Here is a 19167-nt window from a genome sequence, read left to right on the forward strand (position 1 = left end):
TAAGAGATCGGGATTGCAAATCTCAAATATAAAACAAGTTGCTTATTTTCGAGATGAGGAGTGATTTTGATAAAAACCAAGGAGTGAACTCGAGAGGATAAAATCCTCCCGAGTAAAGCGACTAAGATTCGTGTGTCAGAGCACTGCGGTTACGTTTAAAAATGAATCGCCAAATAAATAAGACAATTGCGATGTAACCTAATCCTACACCAAGCGCTTGCCAGTGCATGCCGTTATACATCGCGATTGGCATCAAAGAGATGATGAAGATGTCAGTGATTGAGCCAGGGACATAAGCGATGGCGTAATCATCAAGTACTTTGCTACGCATTTTGGGATCAACAATACGAAGTAACGCAATACCCATGGCAACCGTACCGGTTAACCAACCCCAAGAGAAAATGCCTTTCTCGAACCAATCTTCGCCCATGATACGTGGGGCAACCCAGAAGATTAGCCATAGTGTGAAGGCGATACCGCCGATTGCAAGCACTACCATCGGCATTAAATACTGGGCTAAGACGGTAATCTTGATGGCTGAGATACCAAAGATAATCAAATAATCGGTACTGATGCCCGCAGCGTGTTTGAATGCACCGTCACAAAGATAGCGTGAAGCTTTGGTTTGTTTCGCGATGATTCGCACAAGCATGCCGCCAAGGAAGCCAGTTACGAACGTAGGGATTTGTACCTTATCGTGGAAAGAAGACAAATAGTTGGCGGCGACATAAGAGAAAGCCGTTACCACTACAACCAACGCCGCGTGAATCGCAAAAGAATCAACCGACAGGGAAGACATGGTGTCTTTCATTACCGGCTCTTGATCATCAGGCTTAACGAGCCCCTTGCGTTCGTGTTCATCCATGCTATCGAATGTCGTAAAGCTACGAATCCAACCCATCTTCAATGCGAATTGCAGCATGAGCATGCCGACAGAAATTGAAATGAAAATACCCACGGTTGCGAACGTTAAGCCAAGTGTGAAGCCATCTTCCCAGCCAAGCCCCGTGAAGATTTCACCAACAACAGATGCAGAGCCATGTCCGCCCATAAAACCCGCAGACATTGTCACACCAAAGCCGGGATTAATCTCTGGCCAGAAGAAGGTTGTGAGAACTAGACCAAACATTGCCGCAAACAACCACTGAGAAACAGAAGCGATTTGGTTAAACGCCCACAATGAGCCAGCACGCTGTGCGACGGCTTTAGGTGATGGAACATCCGTTGCCAGACCTAACGCAGAAAAAAGTGCAGCAGTTAATAGGCTTGCGTTAGCGGTAAACGTATCGGTCCAAGGCAGTACGTCTAACAGGGCTGGTCCAAAAATTAGACCGAATAATCCTGCGAGAACCGCCGATGGAATGTACATACGCTGTAGTAATGGCGCGTGAACGCGAATGACTTTTGCCAAAATCAATAGTAAGCCAGCGATGGCTAAGTCAGTCAGCATTAGACCTTTAGGCATCTTATCCTCCAGTAAATGCAGTCAAGGGGTAGCGTCCTTGTGACCTACCTTGAATAAAAATCTCTCTCAAGCCAAAAAGTCACATACGTGACTAAAAGCGTTGAGAAATCAATGTCGTTTTCATAAGCAAAGGAATGTGCTTATGCAATTTGAAATGAGTGTAAATGTTGTGATTGCACACGAACAGGAAGAGAAATTAGATTAAATTTCTCGATATTTTTTTGATAGTTCACTCAGGAAAGGCGGCAATCCTAGTCACTTTGTCAGAGCAATGCAATTGGTGTGAATCAATAAATTATGCCTAGTTAATGGGTGTCTCTGACTAACAACATGAAAAATAAAGACAATTAACAAGCAATAATATTTGTCATATCGACAATAAAAGTTAATTAAATGGTTAAATTGTCGCCGCTTTATGGGGTGACGTCATGGATTCACATGAGAAAGAATAAAATCGACCAAGGTACGGTTTTTAAGGGAAAGCTGTTTTGAACGGTAAAGCAGGTGGATCGGTTTTGGCTTGGGAGCATGTTGCTGGAGAATTTCTACCAAGGCACCAGATTGGATTTCCTGCTCAACTAAGATCTTTGGTTGCAGAAGAACACCAGAGCCTTTTAACGCAGCAAACTTAAGCACATCACCATTGTTAGACGTTAATCGGGTGTTACTGTTTCCAAAGGTATTAGATGGCATGTTCACCACTTGTTGGCTTTCTCCTTGGTGATACTGAAACCCCAAACAATGATGATGTTCAAGGTCATCAAGCGATTGGATAGGGGCATGTTGTTCAAGGTAAGAGGGTGAGGCGCAGTAAGTCATGTGGTATTCACCCAATTTTCTCGCGACTAACGACGAATCGACCAACTCACCGATTCGAATAATCACGTCTGCTTCGCTTCGATATGGGTCAATCAAATTGTTGTCCAACATCAGCTCAACGTTCAAATCGGGAAATTCAGCTAAGAAGTCAGCCACGATAGGAGCAATGACCTTTTTGCCATACGTGACAGGGCAGTTAACTTTTACTGTTCCGGTTGGACGGTTGATCAGCGTCTGGATCAGGTTCTCTGCGTTGGTGATGTCTTCAATAATGCGGTGGCACTCTTGGTAGTAGAGTCTACCGGCTTCGGTCAGGGACTGTTTGCGCGTGGTGCGATGAATCAGCTGTGTACCTAAGCTTTGCTCAAGAAAGCTCACGTGCTTGCCAACCATGGTCGGTGAAATATCAAAGTGGTGTGCTGCATTACGAAAGCTGCCGTGTTCGACCACGTAAGCGAAAACTTTCATGCTTGTTAATTTATCCATTGCACACCCAGAGTTGATAAAGAAATAACTAAAGCAGAGTTTATCAATCAAATGAGGTTAATTACAGTGGGCGTATGATTAAGAATGGAGAAAGAGATCCATCATGAGCGAGACGATTTTTGTTACCGCCGAACTGAAAATGAATGCCGATAAGCCAAGACAACAAGTGGTTGAAGCCATTGAACAATTTTGCCTTGATATGCAAAGCGAAGCGGGGTGCTTGCAAGCGAATGCGACCTACGATTCTAAAGATCCACAACGTGTGATTCTTTGGGAGCGATATGAAAACCGCGCCGCGATTGAAGCGCATTTTGCTATGCCGCATACACAAGCGTTTATTGCGGCTGAAATGGCAGAGTTAGTTCAAGCATTCGAAACCCAAGCTCAATAGGAGACGTGAACATGAAATGGGGCATTTTAGGCACAAGCTTTATCTCAGGAGTCATGGCTGAGGCAATCCAAGGCGATGACAAGAGTGAACTGTACGCGGTTGCTGGGCGTTCGGAGCAGAACTTACAGGCATTCGCTGAGCAATATGGCATCGAGAATACGTTCAACGATTACGATGCGTTGATTGCTGATGAGCAAGTCGACATTATTTATATCGCATTGCCAAATCACCTTCATCATGACTTTATCGTCAAAGCGGCTGAGCAGGGCAAAGCGATCCTGTGTGAAAAGTCACTTTCGGTAGATATGGAAAAAACCGAGCTGGCACTTCAAGCCGTAGAAGCGCACAAGGTATTCTTTGCTGAAGGCTTAATGTACTTGCATCACCCATTGATCAGTGAGTTGGTTTCGGTGCTTAAATCGGGAGAGATTGGTGAACTTCGCTCCATCCATACGTCTTATATTGCGTCGATTGCGCAGTTTGTTAATCCAGACAGTAAAGGTGCTTTGTATAACTTAGGTTGCTATCCAATGTCATTAGTGCATTTGGTGGTTAAAACCATGTTGGGTGAACAAACCTTTGAGAACCGTTCAATGAAAGCGATTGGCCGACGAGGTAATGATGGGAATATCTGCGAGTCGAGCTTGATGATGCAATTTGGTGAGCAACAAACGGTGAGCGTACATACTGCCGAAGATCATGGATTGAAACACCAGTTCACCATTCTGGGTAGCAAAGGCTGTATTACCTTAGATTCAAATCCATGGCTACCAACGCAAGATAACCAGTTTAGTGTGGAAATTTACGAGACGTCGAAGCGGGAAGTGTCTGTACCGGAAACTGGGGACGCTTTCTTCTATCAAGTGCGCAATATTCGCCAAGCGGTTGAAGAGGGGCGTACCTCGTTAGAAAACCCTTGTGCAACATGGGAAGACTCTCACCGTATTATGCAGCTACTGACTGAGTGGGAATCACTGGCTTCAAAGTAAGTGTGTACTTGAACCAATGAACATAAAAACGGCGCACTAAATCCAATGATCAGTGCACCGTTTGTATTTTGGGTTCAGTCTGGATTAAATGCGATTATCGCCGGTACTGAACGCAATGATTTGGCTGATCTCAGACAGGCTTCTACCACTTTCTTGCTGCCATTGAACAAACGCTTTGTTGGTTGCATCGAGCGATTTTTTCGTATCTTTGCCACCTTCAATGATCTTGCAATTACGCAGGTAAGCTTCCACGTCGCTAGACAAGATAAAGGTATCAACGCCCATTTGACGAAGTGTGTAAGGGCCAGTATTTCCGCCTAGGCGATTGCCGCGTTTCTTCAAATACGCCCATAGGTCGGTGATTTTCTCTTGCGGCCAATCAGCAACCATTTTGCCAAACGAGCCATATTCGATTTTTGCTTCGTGGATCATACGAGCGTTGGCAGGAATCGACATGACTTTAGTGAGGTGGCGAATGATGCGTTTGTCGGTTGCTTTGGTTTCCCATTGCTCATCTGACAGCATCAATAGCGGCTCAATCTTAAACCCAAAGAACACTTCTTCGAAGTTCGGCCACTTGTTGCGAACCACGCTCCACGAAATCCCACTTTGGAATACCTTCATCGAAAAAGCGGCTAGCCAACGGTCGTCGGGAATCGCTGCCAATTCTTCTTTGCTTAGTGGATGAGACAAAAGCGCTTCAAGTTGATCTTCACCACCTTTACGCTCGGCAGCGCGCTGATAAATCGCGTCAAATTTTTCGATACTCATAAAAGAAGTTAGTCCTAGTTTATGTCGATATTTGTGAAACATACTACGCTTAAGTGGCTGAATCGTAAATTGATGGAGTGTCACAAATGAAGAAGGTCACATTAACGTTTGTCGGAGAAGGTTCGGATCGTATTGCAGAAAAATTCTATGCGTGGATGACGGATGGTGGGTTAGAAGACAGCATGATTGAGAATTTATCTGACCGTGAAATCTCAGTGGTCGGCATCAGTGATATGGATAATGAAACGCGTGATGTGGTGATCAATACGGAAATGAACTAACGAGTCGTTTTTCGTCAGCTATTAGAATCAGATAAAACAAAGCCCTTCACGAGAAGGGCTTTGTTGCGTTTATAAGCGTGAGAGCCTAGTTATTTACCAGCGTCAGACCGCTTGGCAGTGCATCACCGAAGATACGTTTTGATTCGCTCTCAGATAACTCTTTGACTTCTTCAACCAATGATACCCAAGATTCAGGTACCTTGCTTTGCTTCAACTTAGCCAATACCTGTTCACGGTAGTCGTCTGAGATATCAAATAGGCGGTCACCCGTCTTACGACAAATCATTACGGCTGCAAACGCGATCATTGGCTCTTTCTGCCAGTTCTGCTCTAACAGCTTAGGCAACCACTGTTCCGCTTGTTCACGAGGAACGACGTTATGCTGACTGCCATATAAAGGCGTACGTGATGCCAAGCGACCCATTGCCCACCAGTGTGCTTGTTCGAACTGGTTATGGTTGATGGCTTTGCTCAAGAACCACGTTGCCAATAGAACCTTGTCTTCGACTTCTAGATGCTCCAGAGAGGCTGACAAACGTACCATTGATTCGTAACCTATATCTTGTGCCGCTTTAGCGGATTGTGGGTTTTTCATCGCACCAGGGTGGAGATATTTCGCGATGTCCGCCAAGATGGTTTCTTGTTGCTCTTGGCTTAAACCACCTGCGATACGACGCCAGAATACCCACCAGTCAGTCCAACCTTGATGGTTCTTAAACTGAATGTTTTGCTGGTAGAAACCCCAAACTTGCTCAATGCGCCATGAGTCGGTTGGATCGCCAAAGCCCGGACGCAGTGCAAAGCCCGCCAAACGAAGCCAGTTTTTCTCGTGTTGTTCAGAACGACGGCGACGCTTACGACCTTGTGCAAAGGTATCAAACAGTTGACGTAGGGTAGTGAAATCCCACTCGTCCCGTTTGCCAAGTTTCTTCTCAAGATCTTTGGCTAAGGTTTTGATCTCTTTGCTTTCCGCGCTTTTCTTATTACCGCTGTAAAGGCGAGCGATCAGCTCCTTACATTCGTTCAGTTTAGGGTGAAGCTTAACTTGCTCGCTGTCGTCGGTTTGCTTGTTACGAACTTCGAACTCCAGTTCCCAACGTTTGCTGTCATCTTCTGCGCTGACACATTCCATCTTAAGTGTGCCGACTTCAGTCAACTGACATGCCAGTTGTACTTCTACGCGCTCTTTTTGGTTGGCTTGCAGTTCGGCACCTTCACCTTCAAGGGTGGTGATATAAGGCGGAAGAGGGGCAAATAAGTCAGGATCAACGTCCACCATCACACCGTTTTGAATAGCGATGTTATTGGTTAAGGTGTCGTGGGTAGACGTCAGCAGGTTAAAGCGAACGGGTTCACCTAGGGTAAGCGAGAAACGACGACCACTTAAGCGGATCTCATGACCTTCTTCTGTACCTTTTGCAAGCAAACAGAGCGCTTTGCCCATCTTGTTCTTCTCTTGAAGGTGCAAGAAGTAAGAACGCGCTGCACCACCACCAATTTTTAGCTGTGCACCACGACGTGCTTTACCAAACGCAACAGCACCTAGTGCAACAGACCAATCTGGATGTGGGTTATCTAATACCGTAACCGGAGCGCCGCGCCAATCGGAAAGGAGGGTAGTGACTCGCTCAGTCACAAGTTCACTGTTGAACACACCACCGTTAAGAAGCAAACCGACTGGAATTGCATTTTGTTTGTCGTCTTCAATGCCGAGAGCGGCACGAGCAACTTGTTGGTGCTGAGTTAAGAACTCAGCAACGTGTTTGCTCACTGCTGGGTCAGCAACGTATGGAAGACCAAACTCGACAACGGCGCTGCGGCGCTTGTCTGGTACTTCACTGAAATCAGAAAGCGGGAAGAAGCCATCCAAAGCGATTTGGTGCACTTCTTGTTTGCTCAGCCCAATACTCTTTGTTCCGCCAAGAAGTTTCGAGCCGCTGCCTAGCATGGTGATTTTTACTTCTTCAGGTGCACTCGCTGAAAGTAGGTTCTCTTTCGCCTTGCGAGTTTGCTGAATCAGCTTAGTTAGGCTTGCTGCAGTGAGCTTCTTACTTTGGTTGAAGCGGCTCTCTGCAAGATGTGCTAATGCTAAGTCGAGGTTGTCACCACCAAGCATCAAGTGCTCGCCAACACCAATACGATCAAGGGCTAGTTCATCTTGAGAAGAGAAACTTGCTTCAATCAAGCTCAAGTCGGTGGTACCACCACCCACATCGCAAACAAGGATTAGTGGCAGATCTTTTAATTCGTTAGCCGCGGTTTGCTGGTGGCGTGCGTACCAGTCGTAACACACCGCCTGTGGCTCTTCAAGCAAGACGATTTTTTTCAAGCCAGCAAGCTCGGCGGCTTCAAGTGTCAGTTTACGTGCGGTTTCATCAAATGATGCCGGAACGGTGACAACTACGTCTTGGTCTTCGAGTTTGTTACTTGGATGACGGTAGTTCCATGCTTGACGAATATGATTGAGGTAACTTGCGCTGGCAATAACTGGCGAGACTTTATCCACGTCTTGCGCACCAGCCCAAGGAAGAATATCTGAGTTACGATCAACCGCTTGGTGTGAGAGCCAGCTTTTCGCGCTGGATACCTGACGACCTTCTACTTTCGCGCCTAATTCGCGAGCCCATTCACCAACGATGACATTGTTAATGTCGCCAGCAACAGGTTCGTTGTCCCAAGGAAGAGTGAGGTCAGAAGGGGAGATTTGACCTACAGCTGGATGATAGCGGAAAGAGGGCAGAAGTGGTTTACGAACGACTTCGCCCGGACCAATCAGTTGGTCAATGTCAAATAGGGATACTTCGGATTGTTCAAGGTTGTCGGTTATTTCACAGTAGGCCACCACAGTGTTTGTGGTGCCAAGGTCAATACCAACAAGAAAACGAGGAGATGCCATACAAAACCAAACCTTCGTGTATTTAAAAACGGCACCCGATTGGATGCCGTTTGACTTCTAATTATTGTTCTTCGTTTGAGTCACTTTTCGCGTCTTCGCGCACATCGAACTCAACATGCCATTTTTGCCCGTTATCTGCGGCGATGGCTTCTAAGTAAAGCGTGCCAAGCTCTGTGACGCGAGAAGCAAGAGTTACTGGAACCACTTCACCTTCACGACGACCTTCAGATACAGGCAGCGTTACTTGGATTTCTGGTAGCTCTTCAAGCTCTTCTGGTGCCCAGTAGTCTAGGTGAGTACCTGCTAGGTCATCACGACGAACCGTTGAGCCGAAGAATTGGAAGTTAACTGGCTGGCCGATGATCAAACCAAACTCTTGGCTTGGTACGTCAACGCTTGAGCCTTCTTCCATACCAAATGGTGCAACACAAAGTGCTTCCATTGGCGGCGCCATGCCCGGAATAGCTGGCATCGCACTTTCGATACCCACGTAGTACGCCGAAGCAATACCACCACGGATACGAACGCCCTGACCACGACGCACAGAGCCGTAGTAAGCCGCACCGCTAGCAACTGCAAGGTCTAGATCCACACCTGTTAGGCGTTTTGCCATTTCTGCATCTGCTTCTAGTAGCCATTCGTTGATCGTGTCTTCTAGACGAGTTGCTAGAAGTTTCGATTTCAGAACACCACCGTTGAATAGGATTGCGGTTGGCTTGATGAAGTCAGCTGACTGCGCTGCATCCGAACCTGGCATACCAGGCATGTTAGCGAATGGGTTGAAATCTTGAGCTGCTGCTTCTGCGCCATTTCCTGAAGTAGAAAGAGCATTGGCTTGCTTAGACAAGAACGCTGCAATGTGACGAGTAATGCCTGCATCTTGTGCGTAAGGCAGACCCATTTGCGTTAGTGCTCCACGGTTACGTTGAACAGGGTGGTCAGTAATTGCAACTTGAGGGAAGAAGCCATCAACCAGTGTTTGTTGTACTTCTTCTTGAGTCAGTTCTGTTTTCAGCGTTGCGCCAAGCAGTTTAGAACCACGGCTTGGTACTACGATTGGCACTGACTGAAGTTCGCTGTCGTTCAATAACGCTTCTTTCGCGTCACGACATGCGTGTGTCATTGCCTGAACTTGCCATGGCTGTAGCTCTTTGCCTTCTTGCGCTAGCTTCATCTTCAAGCGGTACGCAAGTGCAAGATCCATGTTGTCACCGCCAAGTAGGATGTGTTCGCCTACCGCGATACGGTTCAGAGTTAGGTTGCCGTCGTCTTCAGTTACTTCAACCAAAGAAAGGTCGGTTGTACCACCACCGATATCGACCACAAGCACGATGTCGCCAACTTCAACTTCGTCGCGCCATTTGTCGTTGCTGTTATCGATCCAGTTGTAAAGTGCAGCTTGTGGCTCTTCTAGAAGTGTTAGGTGCACAAAACCAACGTTGCGTGCTGCTTCTGCAGTTAGATCGCGAGCAGCAGGATCAAAAGAAGCAGGAACCGTAATGGTTACGTCTTGATCGGCAAGGTTGTGATTTGGGTTCGCGTGATTCCAAGCGTCTTTTAGGTGCTCTAGGTAAAGCTCTGTCGCACGAAGAGGGGATACTTTTTCCACTTCTTCTGGGCTACCTGCTGGCAGGAAAGCATCACGACGGTTCACACCTGCGTGGCAAAGCCAAGATTTCGCACTTGCAACAAGACGAATTGGTGTTTTTGAACCTAGGTTACGTGCAATTGCACCAACTAGAGCTTTTGGCTCGCTCGACCACGGAAGAACGCGTGATTGCGGGTTCATTTCGTGTTCGTGCGGCTGGTAAAGGAAAGAGCCTAATTGGCTGCGAGTCTCTACCGTACCCGGCGCAGTCAACTGCGGGATTGGCATCACTTCAACGCGAGCGTCTTCGTTGTGTGTATCAACAAAAGACATGACACAGTGTGTTGTACCTAAGTCGATACCAACACTGAATTTAGGTGTCTGTTGAGTTTCAACAGACGCTTCTTGAGAATGGTTTTCTTGGTTCATGTGTTCCATTACAGCTCAACCTCAGCTGGAGCGATCACAGAAGCATCGTAGTTCTCAGCAAGTTTAGGCAACGTCATTGATGTTGCTTTCCAGCCTTTGTGAACTAGCGTGCCGTTGAATGGCGCGCTGCCTGTTACGTTGCCAGTTAGGCGGATTTCTTGTGGGTTGAAGCCTTCTTCAACCGTAATGCGAGTTTCTTCGTCTTCGTTACGAACATGCGCTAGCGTCACGTAGTCGTTCAGTACTTTCTGACCGCCAGTGTGGATTACGCGAGCGGCTGCGCCTACTTCTTCATCAGAGAATGACGTTAGGTCTTCTTTTAGGAAGTCAATCAGGCGAGCTTCTTGTTGCATGATAGAAAGCAGCTGCATTGCAGAGTCCGTTGACGCGGTTGCAAGTTTTGATTCAACTTCCACCACTTTTTCAACGACTTTCTCTACTTCCACTACTTTTTCTACTTCAACGATCTTCTCAACTGGTTTCTCAACCTCGACGATTTTCTCGACTGGTTTTTCTACCACTTTCTCGACCACTTTTGATTTGCGCGACACTGCAACTAGAAGAAGCAAAACGCTCGATGCGGTTAGGCCAGCGTGAAGCATATCGAACGTTTGAGGAATTAGGTTCAAATCAATGTTCATGACGTTTTTTCTCTTTCTATTGATTTATTGGTGCTCAGTATTGGCTCATATTTGTTCACTAAAACGATCGTCTTTGCGATCTTGCACCAAGTTTAGACATTAAAATGATGACGGATGGTAGCATATTCAAGGCTTAAGGCTGTAATAATTCGTGACTATACCGTACGAACAGCGTGAAAAATCGACGATCAGACTCCCCAATATAGGTTGTTGCTTGATGTTTGTGCATTGCTAACGCAGTATTTCAATAGATCCCGAAGTTTAACTTACGGAAGTATCAAAAATTACGATATGACACAAAGCACCGCTCATAAGAGCTTTATAAAACGACATTCAGACTCTATTTTAGCTTTTTTGGCGACTTTATGTGTCACTGCTGGTGTAGTTGGTGCTGCTTATACAATGCAGCAACGGTATACACAGACTACGTTTGATACTTTAGCCGACCGACAAGCAGAATCACTTAAAGCAAACGTCGAGAATGATCTAAAGTTCATTGGTGCGGGCGCAAACTTTTTCCATTCGATTGAGCGAAGCTATTGGCCATCGTTTCCGATGTATGCGGAACAAGTGATTAACAGCTCGCGAAGTCTCATTGGACTTCAATGGATGCAAAAGGTCGAATTCGAAGATCTTGATGAGCATATTTTAAAGACCCGTCAAAAATTTCCAAACTTCCAACCGTTTACCGTTCCTAAAGATGGTCCCAAAACCTACGGGTACATTTTTGAACACAATGAGCCAATTTTCATCGCGTCGGATATCTACCCAAGAACACCGGAAAACCTTTCTCTATTGGGTTTCTATTTTTCGCGCAAACGCTTCGATTTAATCTTGGATGATATTTCCGAAAATGGGCGAGCGAATGTCTCGGATAAAGTTCGCTTACTGCAAGATGGTTATGACAAGTCCATACCTAAGACTGGGTTGCTGGTGTTCCATCCAGTGTTCGATTTCGAGAACAAATATTTATTAGGAGTAGTGACCGGTGTTATCCGAAGTACGGTTTACTTTGAGGATTTGATTACGAAAACCGCGACGGAGCTCGATATGTCGGTGCGCGTAGAAGACTTGGGATTCGACGCAGCAGATGACCCTGTTCTCTTTCAAAGTGCTAGCTGGGATAACATTCGAGGAACCGTTATAAGCCGAACCATTCAACTGCCTAACCGTGAATGGCGTATTGACTTTAAACTTTCTGACGCAGTCTCAGCTTGGGAGCGTTCTATTTTAGCGGGCACGACGCTAGCCGGATTGGTAATCGCCTTTTTGATCAGTTGGATTGTGAATTTACAGTCTCGAGAAAAAGAGCGCTTAGCGGTCATGTTGGAGCTCAAAACCGTTGAATTAAAAAGAATGGCAGAGCGAGACCCTCTAACTCAACTACTGAATCGCCGAGCCTTCAACGATCACTTGCTTAATCAGATAAACAAAGGTGTTAACTTCGCCTTGGTTGGTTTTGATATCGACCACTTCAAAGTGATTAATGACAAACACGGCCATTTAGGTGGAGATGAAGCGTTGCAACATGTCACTAAGCTGGTCAGTGCTAATTTAAAACCGGGAGATAAGTTTTACCGCGCTGGTGGTGACGAGTTTTGTATTATTTCTAAAGTCATTGATAGAGCGGTGCTAGAAGCTTACCTAGAAAAGTTACGGAGTGTTGTGGCAAGTACGGCTTTTGATTATGGTGATGCGTCGATCATCTGTACGTTGAGTATCGGTGCGGTTATCCATAAAGAAGAAGATCCTGAGAGCTTGTATCACAAAATGGACAGTCAACTCTATTTGAGTAAAAAAAACGGCCGTAATTATGTGTCGATCGGCGATTAAATGGGCGCACAAATTCGAGTTTTACGCCGTGTTACGATAGAATCGCACGCTTTAAATTTTTATGTTAGGAACCAAGGCAAACTATGAACCATAACCGTATTGTATGCTTCGATTTAGAAATGTGTTGCTGGAACGAAAATGGCGTCGGCAGCACGGGTGAAATTATCGAAGTGGGGTTAGCTGAAATAGATTTGTCTAAAGGTGAGATAGTCAAGCGTGCTCAATACTACGTGAAACCAGAACACGATGAAGTCTCTCTATTTTGCGCTGAGTTAACGGGCATCACACCACGTAAGATTGAAAAACAAGGACGCCCACTAGAAGAAGTGCTTAAATCCATGGTTAAGAACTTCGGTGGTCGCAACAAAATCTTTGCATCTTGGGGGCGGGATGACCTCATTCTTCTAGAAGAGTGTAAGCAAAAAGGTATTGAAGCACCATTCACAGAGTTCATCAACTTAGCGACACTCTACCGTATTCAAAATCGTCTTAAAGATAAACGTATAGGCCATCGAGCCGCTCAAGAAGCAAAAGGAATAGACTGGGAAGGGCGTCAACACTCTGGCTATGTAGATGCATACAACTTAGCTAAGCTTGCTTTGACCATGTTTTAGTTATTCGAACCTAGCTAGCTTGTAATTAAATTATCATCCAACCATTGTTGTTTTGTCATGCAGTCTGTTTAGTGTGGAAAGAGCTAAACACATACCTTGACCAGTATTTTAATAACAATGTCGTTGGCTTATTGAAAAACGCGCAGAGTGCGCGTTTTTTTATGGCTACAGAAGCGATATCTGTTGTCATCCTAGGGGTAGCTTAGAGTTAGCCAGCGACTTATATACTCATCTCGTCACTTTACTGAGACTGTAACTTCGCTCGAATGAACTCGCTGTGATCAACATAGAGTAGCTCTGCTGTTTTACGGATCACCGCGTCTTCTAGCGGGTCAATTTCGCCGTCTGCGTAAGCGACTTCCCACATGCTTTTGATTAAGTTGTAACGAGTTTCTTGAGTCAGTTCTCTTAGTTGAGAGGTAAAGTCGTACAGCGAAGCGGAATCTTTTATTTTCTGTTGCGCTTGCTCTAACAAAGTATTTGATTCTTCTTCATTTAACGACAGCAGTTTCATCAATAAAGAGCGCTTTGTTTCTTGTTCTCTATCATCGACACTATGGTCTGCACCAGAAACTTCACAAAGCAAACACGCGATAGCCATGTTAGGGGAAAGTGTGTTGGTTTGGCTTAAATCAGAGCCATCAATGAGTTGTTTAAATAATGATGTGAGAGAATTAAACATAATGAACACCGAGCTATTGTTTATTTGGTTAACATGGTAATAAATACGGAAGATCTCAAGGTGCGATACCAAATTTAGCACGCCGTTGACATTTAAGAACGGCCACTTTCTCCCCAAAAAAACCTAAACTCCTGAGTTAGTTCAAGGTGACTTGCCTCTTACAAAGGGCAAGTCATTTTGGGATTGATACTCAGCTTTCAGCACGTGTCGGTGGAAAATGAACTTCGTCACCATCACTCGTCAGAATACTAATTTGACTTGGTTTGCCTTCATCATCAAGGCGTAGCTCACCAATGGCACTATGGTTAACCAAGCGATAAAAGTTGTGCGTACTTGGTGCGCGTTTGTAAATCTTGAGTCGTTTACGTTTTGTGAACCAGTTTAAAGGTGAGCGAGGGCTGTATAGCAGTCTATCTAGGCCATCACACATATTGAGCAGTTGTGTAGGGAACTGATTTTTAATTCCACTACAGGTGATTTGATAGATATTCGGACTGTTTTTTCGATAGCGGAGCTTAATATCGTATGCAAAAGAGTAGTGCACGTCGCCAGAGAGAATAACAAAGTTAGTTGGTGTCTTTGTGTGTGTGAAAATACTAATAAGAGTATTCGCACTTCCGGGGTGAGCCATCCAGTTTTCAGCATCAACCATCAATGGTTTACCAAGCATGGTCACCACACGTTGTAGTGCTTCGATAAATTTCACACCAAACATTGGCGCGGCAGAAACAATAACAACCTTGTCTTGATGCACGAGCTCCTGATGGAACTCAATCATCGCTTCCCAGTCCATTAAGCCAGAAGGTTTGTTCATTTTAGACTCAGAACGCCAGCGTCTGGTTCGTGTATCTAGCACGACAACTTTTGGTGTCGTAGGAATGGTGTAGTGCCAATTCTCAAAGCGATACAAATATTGAATAAATGCATCTTGGGTTTGCGAGGTTCGCTCATCGATAAAGCGTTGAGCGAGGCTCATAAATTCATCATTGAATTTTTCTGGCGCATTTCCCCAACCTTGGCAAAGCCAGTAAGCAATCAAGCTATTACCGATAATGCGTTTTGCAAACGTGTTGCTGTATGCGGCTTGTTCCCAGCCTATGGTGAGATTCCAATCGTCGGTGACATCGTGATCATCAAAAATCATATAGGTTGGAATGTGAGCGAGTAAGCGTTGAACCTTGTCCAGACCTGCGACGAATTTATCAATTTGCTTTTTTTCTTCGCGCCATTGCTGCTGCCATTTGGGTTCAAGAACTTCTCCGCCGACAGTAAATTCGTTTTCTAACAAACGATCCGTTCGAACAAGCTTCCACAAGGTCGGAGACCAAACCAATAAGTACATTGCAAAGCACTCAGCAAAGCTTATTAGGTGATTCTCACACTCTTTGGCGCTGAATATTGGTGTCCCTCGGTGTGGAAAAAACTTACTTAGTAAACTGTCATCACTCACATAATGAGGCAACAATTTATCTCGACCATAATAGCAAGCAGGGTGTTGGTAGAGGTCATTGGTATTTTTTATCGGAGCTTGATCGAATTCTTCGCCTGGCAAACCCAATAAAGCTATGACTTGCTCAATGGCATCGAGAGTGGGGCCTGCAACATGGTCTGCATAGATTTGATCACCACTCATGATGAGCATATCTGGTCTCTCTTCAATGGATTGAGACGCGATTTTATGATCCGCAGCGACCAATGTATCATCACTGAAGTGATGGGGATTACGGCAAGAGCCATGTAGGAGATAATCCGCTTTTTCACTAACGAGGAACTCAATACCCAAGTTTGGCGTATTATCTCGCTCATAAGTCAGGTGAGGGAGCAGTTCCGTCACTAATCCATATTGCGTTTTTATTTGATAGCGTAACGCTTGATGGGTTGGAAACTCGCCTTCTAATTTAAGTAAGCAACACCACGCATTGAGGCCGATTTGAAGCTGTTCTTTTTGTTCACTTAAAGGGGCTTGATAAAGGATGGAGGCATTTTCATCCGTAATTTGCACCATACCCTCCAAGCGTTGGGTGGTGACTAGCCAAATATTGATTTCAGTTGCGGTCACTTTACGTAGGATCGGACCTGCAACGACAAGAGGAAGTGAAGAAATTTCAGTCGTGTTCATCAATGCTGGCAAAACGGCTCCTTATGTGTCAGCTTCTTCTTCTAATATTTCGATAACTTGCGAGCTACTAAGTTCATGTCCCATAAGGAACAAACCAAGCATCGCATCGACTTTTGACGCGTTATCACTGTCTTCATCCAAAATTTGCTGAAGCCGAGTTCTAATTAGGTCGATTTCGTGTTCGACGAAGCCACGCCCTTCTTCGTCACCTTGACCATCTTCTGGTGCATTATCAAAGTGCAAAAACAACATGTCACCATCGAGTTGAGTCCCTATCAACCTCTCTGGCAGCCATGCTTCTCCCATCACAATGTCTGTGTCTGCGGGTAAATGATTCAAGGTAGAGATGAGTTCTGATGCTTTCACTTTTTACTTCATTATGTTTGATTTAGAACTAAGCTAGAGTTTAAGCGCTTGTTGTAATGGTAAAATATTCGCAAACAAGCTCACCTAGTCGTGCAATATTAATATGATCTTGGGACTCAAACTGTCACGAGGATGACAACATTTTCCATTGTAACGGCTATCATCAGCAGAACATAAGCTTTTAATGGCAAATCATTGATGTTTGCCTGCTTCTCAACCAACATTTTTCGAACTCATGAAGAGATTAATTCTAACAACACTCGCTTTACCTTTAGCTGCGGCAGTTTCTTCTGCGCATGGTGCAGAAGAACAAACGTGGGGGATTGCTGCGATGTATCGCACAGCATCGATTCCGTTTTATACCGCCGATAATGACTCTACGGTGAGTACATTTGTACCAATGATGTTCTTTGAAAACGAACATGTGTATATCAATGGCATTGAAGGTGGCGCTTTTTTGCATAACGAGAGTGATTCCGACTGGCGCGCGAGCGCACTCATGCGATTGAGATTTGTCGATATTCCCATGTCGCTACAAAATGCTAATGAAGGAGACAGAGTCGATTTCGGTGGGCAAGTGCGTTATAGCATTAACGACAATTGGCGCGCAGAAGTAGAGCTGATGACGGACGACGAACTCCAGTTTCACTCTAATTACCGCCTTGCTGCCAATTATGTATTTGGGGATTGGGAATTAGAGCCATCGATTACGATTCGATACAAAGACGCTGATTTCAATAGTGAATATTATTCCTTTAAGGATATTACTGGCGAGAGAATTGGAGCTGGACTTGACACCAATCTTGGTATTAAAGCGCGTTACCATGTAACTTCAAATTTGTATTTATTGGGTGAGACGAGTGTTACTCGCTTAGATGATAACGCCTACAACAGTCAGCTTGTAGAAGATCGATATCAGGGAGAAGTGTTTGTCGGTTTTGGCTTTTTCAACGATCAAAGCAAAGTTCCGAAACCGACACTGAGCAATAAAGCATATCTACGTATTGCGCATGGTTGGGCGACGCCTTCGAACATCGGTGAAATATTTAGCTTTGAGAGAGAAAAAGACCCATACGACAATCAACTTACTTCATTGTTTTATGGGCATCCATTAACGGATGAGCTGTTTGGTTTTCCTCTTGATATTTATTTAACGCCAGGGTTGGTTCATCACTGGTCGTCCAGTGTTCAGTCTGCGAGCACAGAATACGTCATGGCGATTAAGGCTTATTATACGGTTAATTGGCCTACGACTTGGCGATTTGGTGTAGCGGAAGGTGTGTCATACATTGATAGCATTACCTATATTGAAGGCACAGAAATGGAAGACAAGGGTTATACACCAAGCAAGTTGCTCAACTACCTAGATTTCTCGTTTGATGTCAATGTAGGCGATCTCTTCAACCAAAAGAGCTGGAACAATATGTGGGTGGGCTATTCATTGCATCACCGCTCGGCGATTTTTGAAAGCGCTTCCCAGTTTGGACGAATTAAAGGTGGGAGCAACTACAATACTATTTATTTCCAGTTCGAGTTTTAGCGCATCGCGAGATGCATATGTCGGATTTGCAACTGACTTATTTATCGCCCATTATGAGTGATGATGAATAATACTATGCTGCTTTCAACGAGAAATTTCGTATATCGTGCCAGAGTTAAGGCTGTTTGTGATGCATCTGATGAATCGGATGGCATAAGCACCATGAGTATCGACTCCTCATTCAATCTTCAAATTGAAGCGATAAATTGTACCAACGCTGAATTTGCCAAACGCTTTTTTGCCATTCACGGAGAAGGGCACTTGGAGGGCGATGAATGGTTGGTGTTGTACGTCAACTCTCTTGACGTTAAGGCGGGAGACAATATAGAAATCCGTAGCGATGCCGCGTTTAATGCGATGATCGAGAATATGATAAGCGAAGCTGAGCGGTCTTTAGAAAAAGTCTACCTCGATGCAATACGCAACTTGGAGAAAGTGAATCGTTTTTGACGATGTAAGAGACCCTATAAATACGATCAAGGCATCAGGATCCAAAAAGGGATTGGCGCGAACCGATCCCTTTTGTATTCTGGTTTATTCTAACTTACGCCATTGTTGCAAGTTGGCTTTGCGCTTCTGAAATGCCTTTTGCAGCCGCATCTTCACCCATGTTTAGCGCTTCTGCGTAAACAAATTCCACATCAGTGATTCCTACAAAACCCAGCACAGTGCGTAGGTATGGCGTAACGTTGTCAGTTAGTGAATCTTTATGAATACCACCACGAGTCGTTATTACAATCGCCTTTTTACCTTCAATCAAACCTTGAACGCCGTTTTCTGTGTATTTGAATGTCACGCCTGCACGAGCAATCAAATCAATCCAGTTTTTAAGCTGAGTCGGGATGGTAAAGTTGTACATTGGAGCGGCAATAACCAAAGTGTCTGCGGCCTTTACTTCTTCAATAAGGGTGTCAGACAAGTCGACCACCGCTTGCTGTTCTTGTGAAAGATCTTCCGTAGCGCGCAGTGCAGTCGCAACGGCGAAGTCCAAAACAGGTAGCGGGTTTGCAGCCAAATCACGAACAGTAAGCTTGTCTTGGTCTACATTTTTGATGAAGTCTTCAACCAATTTGTTTGATTGAGAGTAATCGCCAAGGATGCTTGATTTTAGAGCTAGTACACGAGACATAATGGTTATTCCTTAAATAAGTGCTTTCGACTATGGGAGCCATTATAAGCAACGTAAGTGAGTTCAAAAGCCTAGCGATTCGCTGAACATGTTCGAAAAAATTGAATGAGCTTTCGGTTATCTTGTTA

At 44.9% G+C, this 19167-nt stretch carries 17 protein-coding genes; 7 read left to right on the top strand and 10 right to left on the bottom strand.

The genetic code is table 11. The features are described from left to right. Nucleotides 1-121: 121 nt before the first annotated feature. Nucleotides 122-1465, bottom strand: coding sequence for a sodium/glutamate symporter (locus tag R7H07_RS05390; protein ID WP_065274507.1), 1344 nt, complete (start codon nucleotides 1463-1465; stop codon nucleotides 122-124). A 426-nt stretch (nucleotides 1466-1891) separates the two neighbouring features. Continuing rightward, nucleotides 1892-2770 (bottom strand): LysR family transcriptional regulator, encoded by an 879-nt coding sequence (locus R7H07_RS05395; protein ID WP_053350570.1) that lies wholly within the window; start codon nucleotides 2768-2770, stop codon nucleotides 1892-1894. A 103-nt stretch (nucleotides 2771-2873) separates the two neighbouring features. Between R7H07_RS05395 and R7H07_RS05400 the strand changes: the two genes are divergently transcribed. Together R7H07_RS05400 and R7H07_RS05405 are read left to right on the top strand one after the other, a co-directional pair. Beyond that, complete coding sequence (locus tag R7H07_RS05400) at nucleotides 2874-3161, top strand: putative quinol monooxygenase (protein ID WP_005389066.1); 288 nt, start codon at nucleotides 2874-2876, stop codon at nucleotides 3159-3161. 11 nt (nucleotides 3162-3172) lie between these two features. Further along, nucleotides 3173-4150, top strand: a complete 978-nt coding sequence (locus R7H07_RS05405; RefSeq protein ID WP_053350569.1) for a Gfo/Idh/MocA family protein — start codon at nucleotides 3173-3175, stop codon at nucleotides 4148-4150. Between the two features lie 84 nt (nucleotides 4151-4234). On the opposite strand, the gene R7H07_RS05410 is transcribed toward R7H07_RS05405, so the two are convergent. Continuing rightward, nucleotides 4235-4921 (bottom strand): DNA-3-methyladenine glycosylase I, encoded by a 687-nt coding sequence (locus R7H07_RS05410; RefSeq protein ID WP_005377694.1) that lies wholly within the window; start codon nucleotides 4919-4921, stop codon nucleotides 4235-4237. Nucleotides 4922-5007: 86 nt separating this feature from the next. Between R7H07_RS05410 and R7H07_RS05415 the strand changes: the two genes are divergently transcribed. Continuing rightward, entirely contained in the window at nucleotides 5008-5202 is a 195-nt protein-coding gene (locus R7H07_RS05415) for a hypothetical protein (RefSeq protein WP_005377692.1), read from the top strand. Nucleotides 5203-5287: 85 nt separating this feature from the next. Here R7H07_RS05415 and R7H07_RS05420 read toward each other — a convergent pair whose 3' ends face one another. From R7H07_RS05420 to R7H07_RS05430, 3 genes are all read right to left on the bottom strand, one after another. Beyond that, a complete protein-coding gene (locus tag R7H07_RS05420; RefSeq protein ID WP_206959208.1) occupies nucleotides 5288-8098 on the bottom strand; it encodes an Hsp70 family protein in 2811 nt (936 codons plus the stop codon). 61 nt (nucleotides 8099-8159) lie between these two features. Continuing rightward, nucleotides 8160-10124, bottom strand: coding sequence for an Hsp70 family protein (locus tag R7H07_RS05425; RefSeq protein WP_172563276.1), 1965 nt, complete (start codon nucleotides 10122-10124; stop codon nucleotides 8160-8162). Next, nucleotides 10124-10756, bottom strand: coding sequence for a DUF2760 domain-containing protein (locus R7H07_RS05430; RefSeq protein ID WP_005389474.1), 633 nt, complete (start codon nucleotides 10754-10756; stop codon nucleotides 10124-10126). The genes R7H07_RS05425 and R7H07_RS05430 overlap by 1 nt, the downstream gene beginning before the upstream one ends. Before the next feature lie 291 nt (nucleotides 10757-11047). Between R7H07_RS05430 and R7H07_RS05435 the strand changes: the two genes are divergently transcribed. Continuing rightward, nucleotides 11048-12589 carry a sensor domain-containing diguanylate cyclase gene (locus tag R7H07_RS05435; RefSeq protein ID WP_064376582.1) on the top strand — a complete coding sequence of 514 codons (1542 nt, stop codon included), beginning with the start codon at nucleotides 11048-11050 and terminating at the stop codon, nucleotides 12587-12589. Between the two features lie 83 nt (nucleotides 12590-12672). Continuing rightward, on the top strand, nucleotides 12673-13203 hold the full coding sequence (locus R7H07_RS05440; RefSeq protein ID WP_005377684.1) for a 3'-5' exonuclease: 531 nt from the start codon (nucleotides 12673-12675) through the stop codon (nucleotides 13201-13203). A gap of 241 nt (nucleotides 13204-13444) precedes the next feature. Here R7H07_RS05440 and R7H07_RS05445 read toward each other — a convergent pair whose 3' ends face one another. From R7H07_RS05445 to R7H07_RS05455, 3 genes are all read right to left on the bottom strand, one after another. Continuing rightward, nucleotides 13445-13885, bottom strand: coding sequence for a TerB family tellurite resistance protein (locus R7H07_RS05445; protein ID WP_017820644.1), 441 nt, complete (start codon nucleotides 13883-13885; stop codon nucleotides 13445-13447). A gap of 190 nt (nucleotides 13886-14075) precedes the next feature. Next, nucleotides 14076-16016, bottom strand: a complete 1941-nt coding sequence (locus R7H07_RS05450; protein ID WP_054576905.1) for an alkaline phosphatase D family protein — start codon at nucleotides 16014-16016, stop codon at nucleotides 14076-14078. Between the two features lie 9 nt (nucleotides 16017-16025). Further along, entirely contained in the window at nucleotides 16026-16370 is a 345-nt protein-coding gene (locus R7H07_RS05455) for a hypothetical protein (RefSeq protein WP_042522920.1), read from the bottom strand. A gap of 235 nt (nucleotides 16371-16605) precedes the next feature. On the opposite strand from R7H07_RS05455, the gene R7H07_RS05460 reads away from it, so the two are divergent. After that, nucleotides 16606-17910: a MipA/OmpV family protein gene (locus tag R7H07_RS05460; protein WP_054574175.1), complete on the top strand. Its 1305-nt coding sequence runs from the start codon at nucleotides 16606-16608 to the stop codon at nucleotides 17908-17910. 75 nt (nucleotides 17911-17985) lie between these two features. Then, the gene (locus R7H07_RS05465) at nucleotides 17986-18360 is read left to right on the top strand and encodes a hypothetical protein (protein WP_025766684.1); all 375 of its coding nucleotides are present in this window, start codon (nucleotides 17986-17988) and stop codon (nucleotides 18358-18360) included. A 94-nt stretch (nucleotides 18361-18454) separates the two neighbouring features. On the opposite strand, the gene R7H07_RS05470 is transcribed toward R7H07_RS05465, so the two are convergent. Then, nucleotides 18455-19039 carry an FMN-dependent NADH-azoreductase gene (locus R7H07_RS05470; protein ID WP_206959210.1) on the bottom strand — a complete coding sequence of 195 codons (585 nt, stop codon included), beginning with the start codon at nucleotides 19037-19039 and terminating at the stop codon, nucleotides 18455-18457. Between the last annotated feature and the right edge of the window lie 128 nt (nucleotides 19040-19167).

Source organism: Vibrio sp. Vb1127 (genome assembly GCF_033338735.1).
GTDB classification, from domain to species: domain Bacteria; phylum Pseudomonadota; class Gammaproteobacteria; order Enterobacterales; family Vibrionaceae; genus Vibrio; species Vibrio alginolyticus.

Excerpts from the sequence above, each read along its gene's own strand:
- R7H07_RS05415 (WP_005377692.1), top strand. The coding sequence starts at position 5,008 with ATGAAGAAGGTCACATTAACGTTTGTCGGAGAAGGTTCGGATCGTATT.
- R7H07_RS05460 (WP_054574175.1), top strand. The coding sequence starts at position 16,606 with ATGAAGAGATTAATTCTAACAACACTCGCTTTACCTTTAGCTGCGGCA.
- R7H07_RS05445 (WP_017820644.1), bottom strand. The coding sequence starts at position 13,885 with ATGTTTAATTCTCTCACATCATTATTTAAACAACTCATTGATGGCTCT.
- R7H07_RS05435 (WP_064376582.1), top strand. The coding sequence starts at position 11,048 with ATGACACAAAGCACCGCTCATAAGAGCTTTATAAAACGACATTCAGAC.
- R7H07_RS05420 (WP_206959208.1), bottom strand. The coding sequence starts at position 8,098 with ATGGCATCTCCTCGTTTTCTTGTTGGTATTGACCTTGGCACCACAAAC.
- R7H07_RS05400 (WP_005389066.1), top strand. The coding sequence starts at position 2,874 with ATGAGCGAGACGATTTTTGTTACCGCCGAACTGAAAATGAATGCCGAT.
- R7H07_RS05465 (WP_025766684.1), top strand. The coding sequence starts at position 17,986 with ATGCTGCTTTCAACGAGAAATTTCGTATATCGTGCCAGAGTTAAGGCT.
- R7H07_RS05440 (WP_005377684.1), top strand. The coding sequence starts at position 12,673 with ATGAACCATAACCGTATTGTATGCTTCGATTTAGAAATGTGTTGCTGG.
- R7H07_RS05395 (WP_053350570.1), bottom strand. The coding sequence starts at position 2,770 with ATGGATAAATTAACAAGCATGAAAGTTTTCGCTTACGTGGTCGAACAC.
- R7H07_RS05470 (WP_206959210.1), bottom strand. The coding sequence starts at position 19,039 with ATGTCTCGTGTACTAGCTCTAAAATCAAGCATCCTTGGCGATTACTCT.
- R7H07_RS05410 (WP_005377694.1), bottom strand. The coding sequence starts at position 4,921 with ATGAGTATCGAAAAATTTGACGCGATTTATCAGCGCGCTGCCGAGCGT.
- R7H07_RS05405 (WP_053350569.1), top strand. The coding sequence starts at position 3,173 with ATGAAATGGGGCATTTTAGGCACAAGCTTTATCTCAGGAGTCATGGCT.
- R7H07_RS05425 (WP_172563276.1), bottom strand. The coding sequence starts at position 10,124 with ATGGAACACATGAACCAAGAAAACCATTCTCAAGAAGCGTCTGTTGAA.
- R7H07_RS05430 (WP_005389474.1), bottom strand. The coding sequence starts at position 10,756 with ATGAACATTGATTTGAACCTAATTCCTCAAACGTTCGATATGCTTCAC.
- R7H07_RS05390 (WP_065274507.1), bottom strand. The coding sequence starts at position 1,465 with ATGCCTAAAGGTCTAATGCTGACTGACTTAGCCATCGCTGGCTTACTA.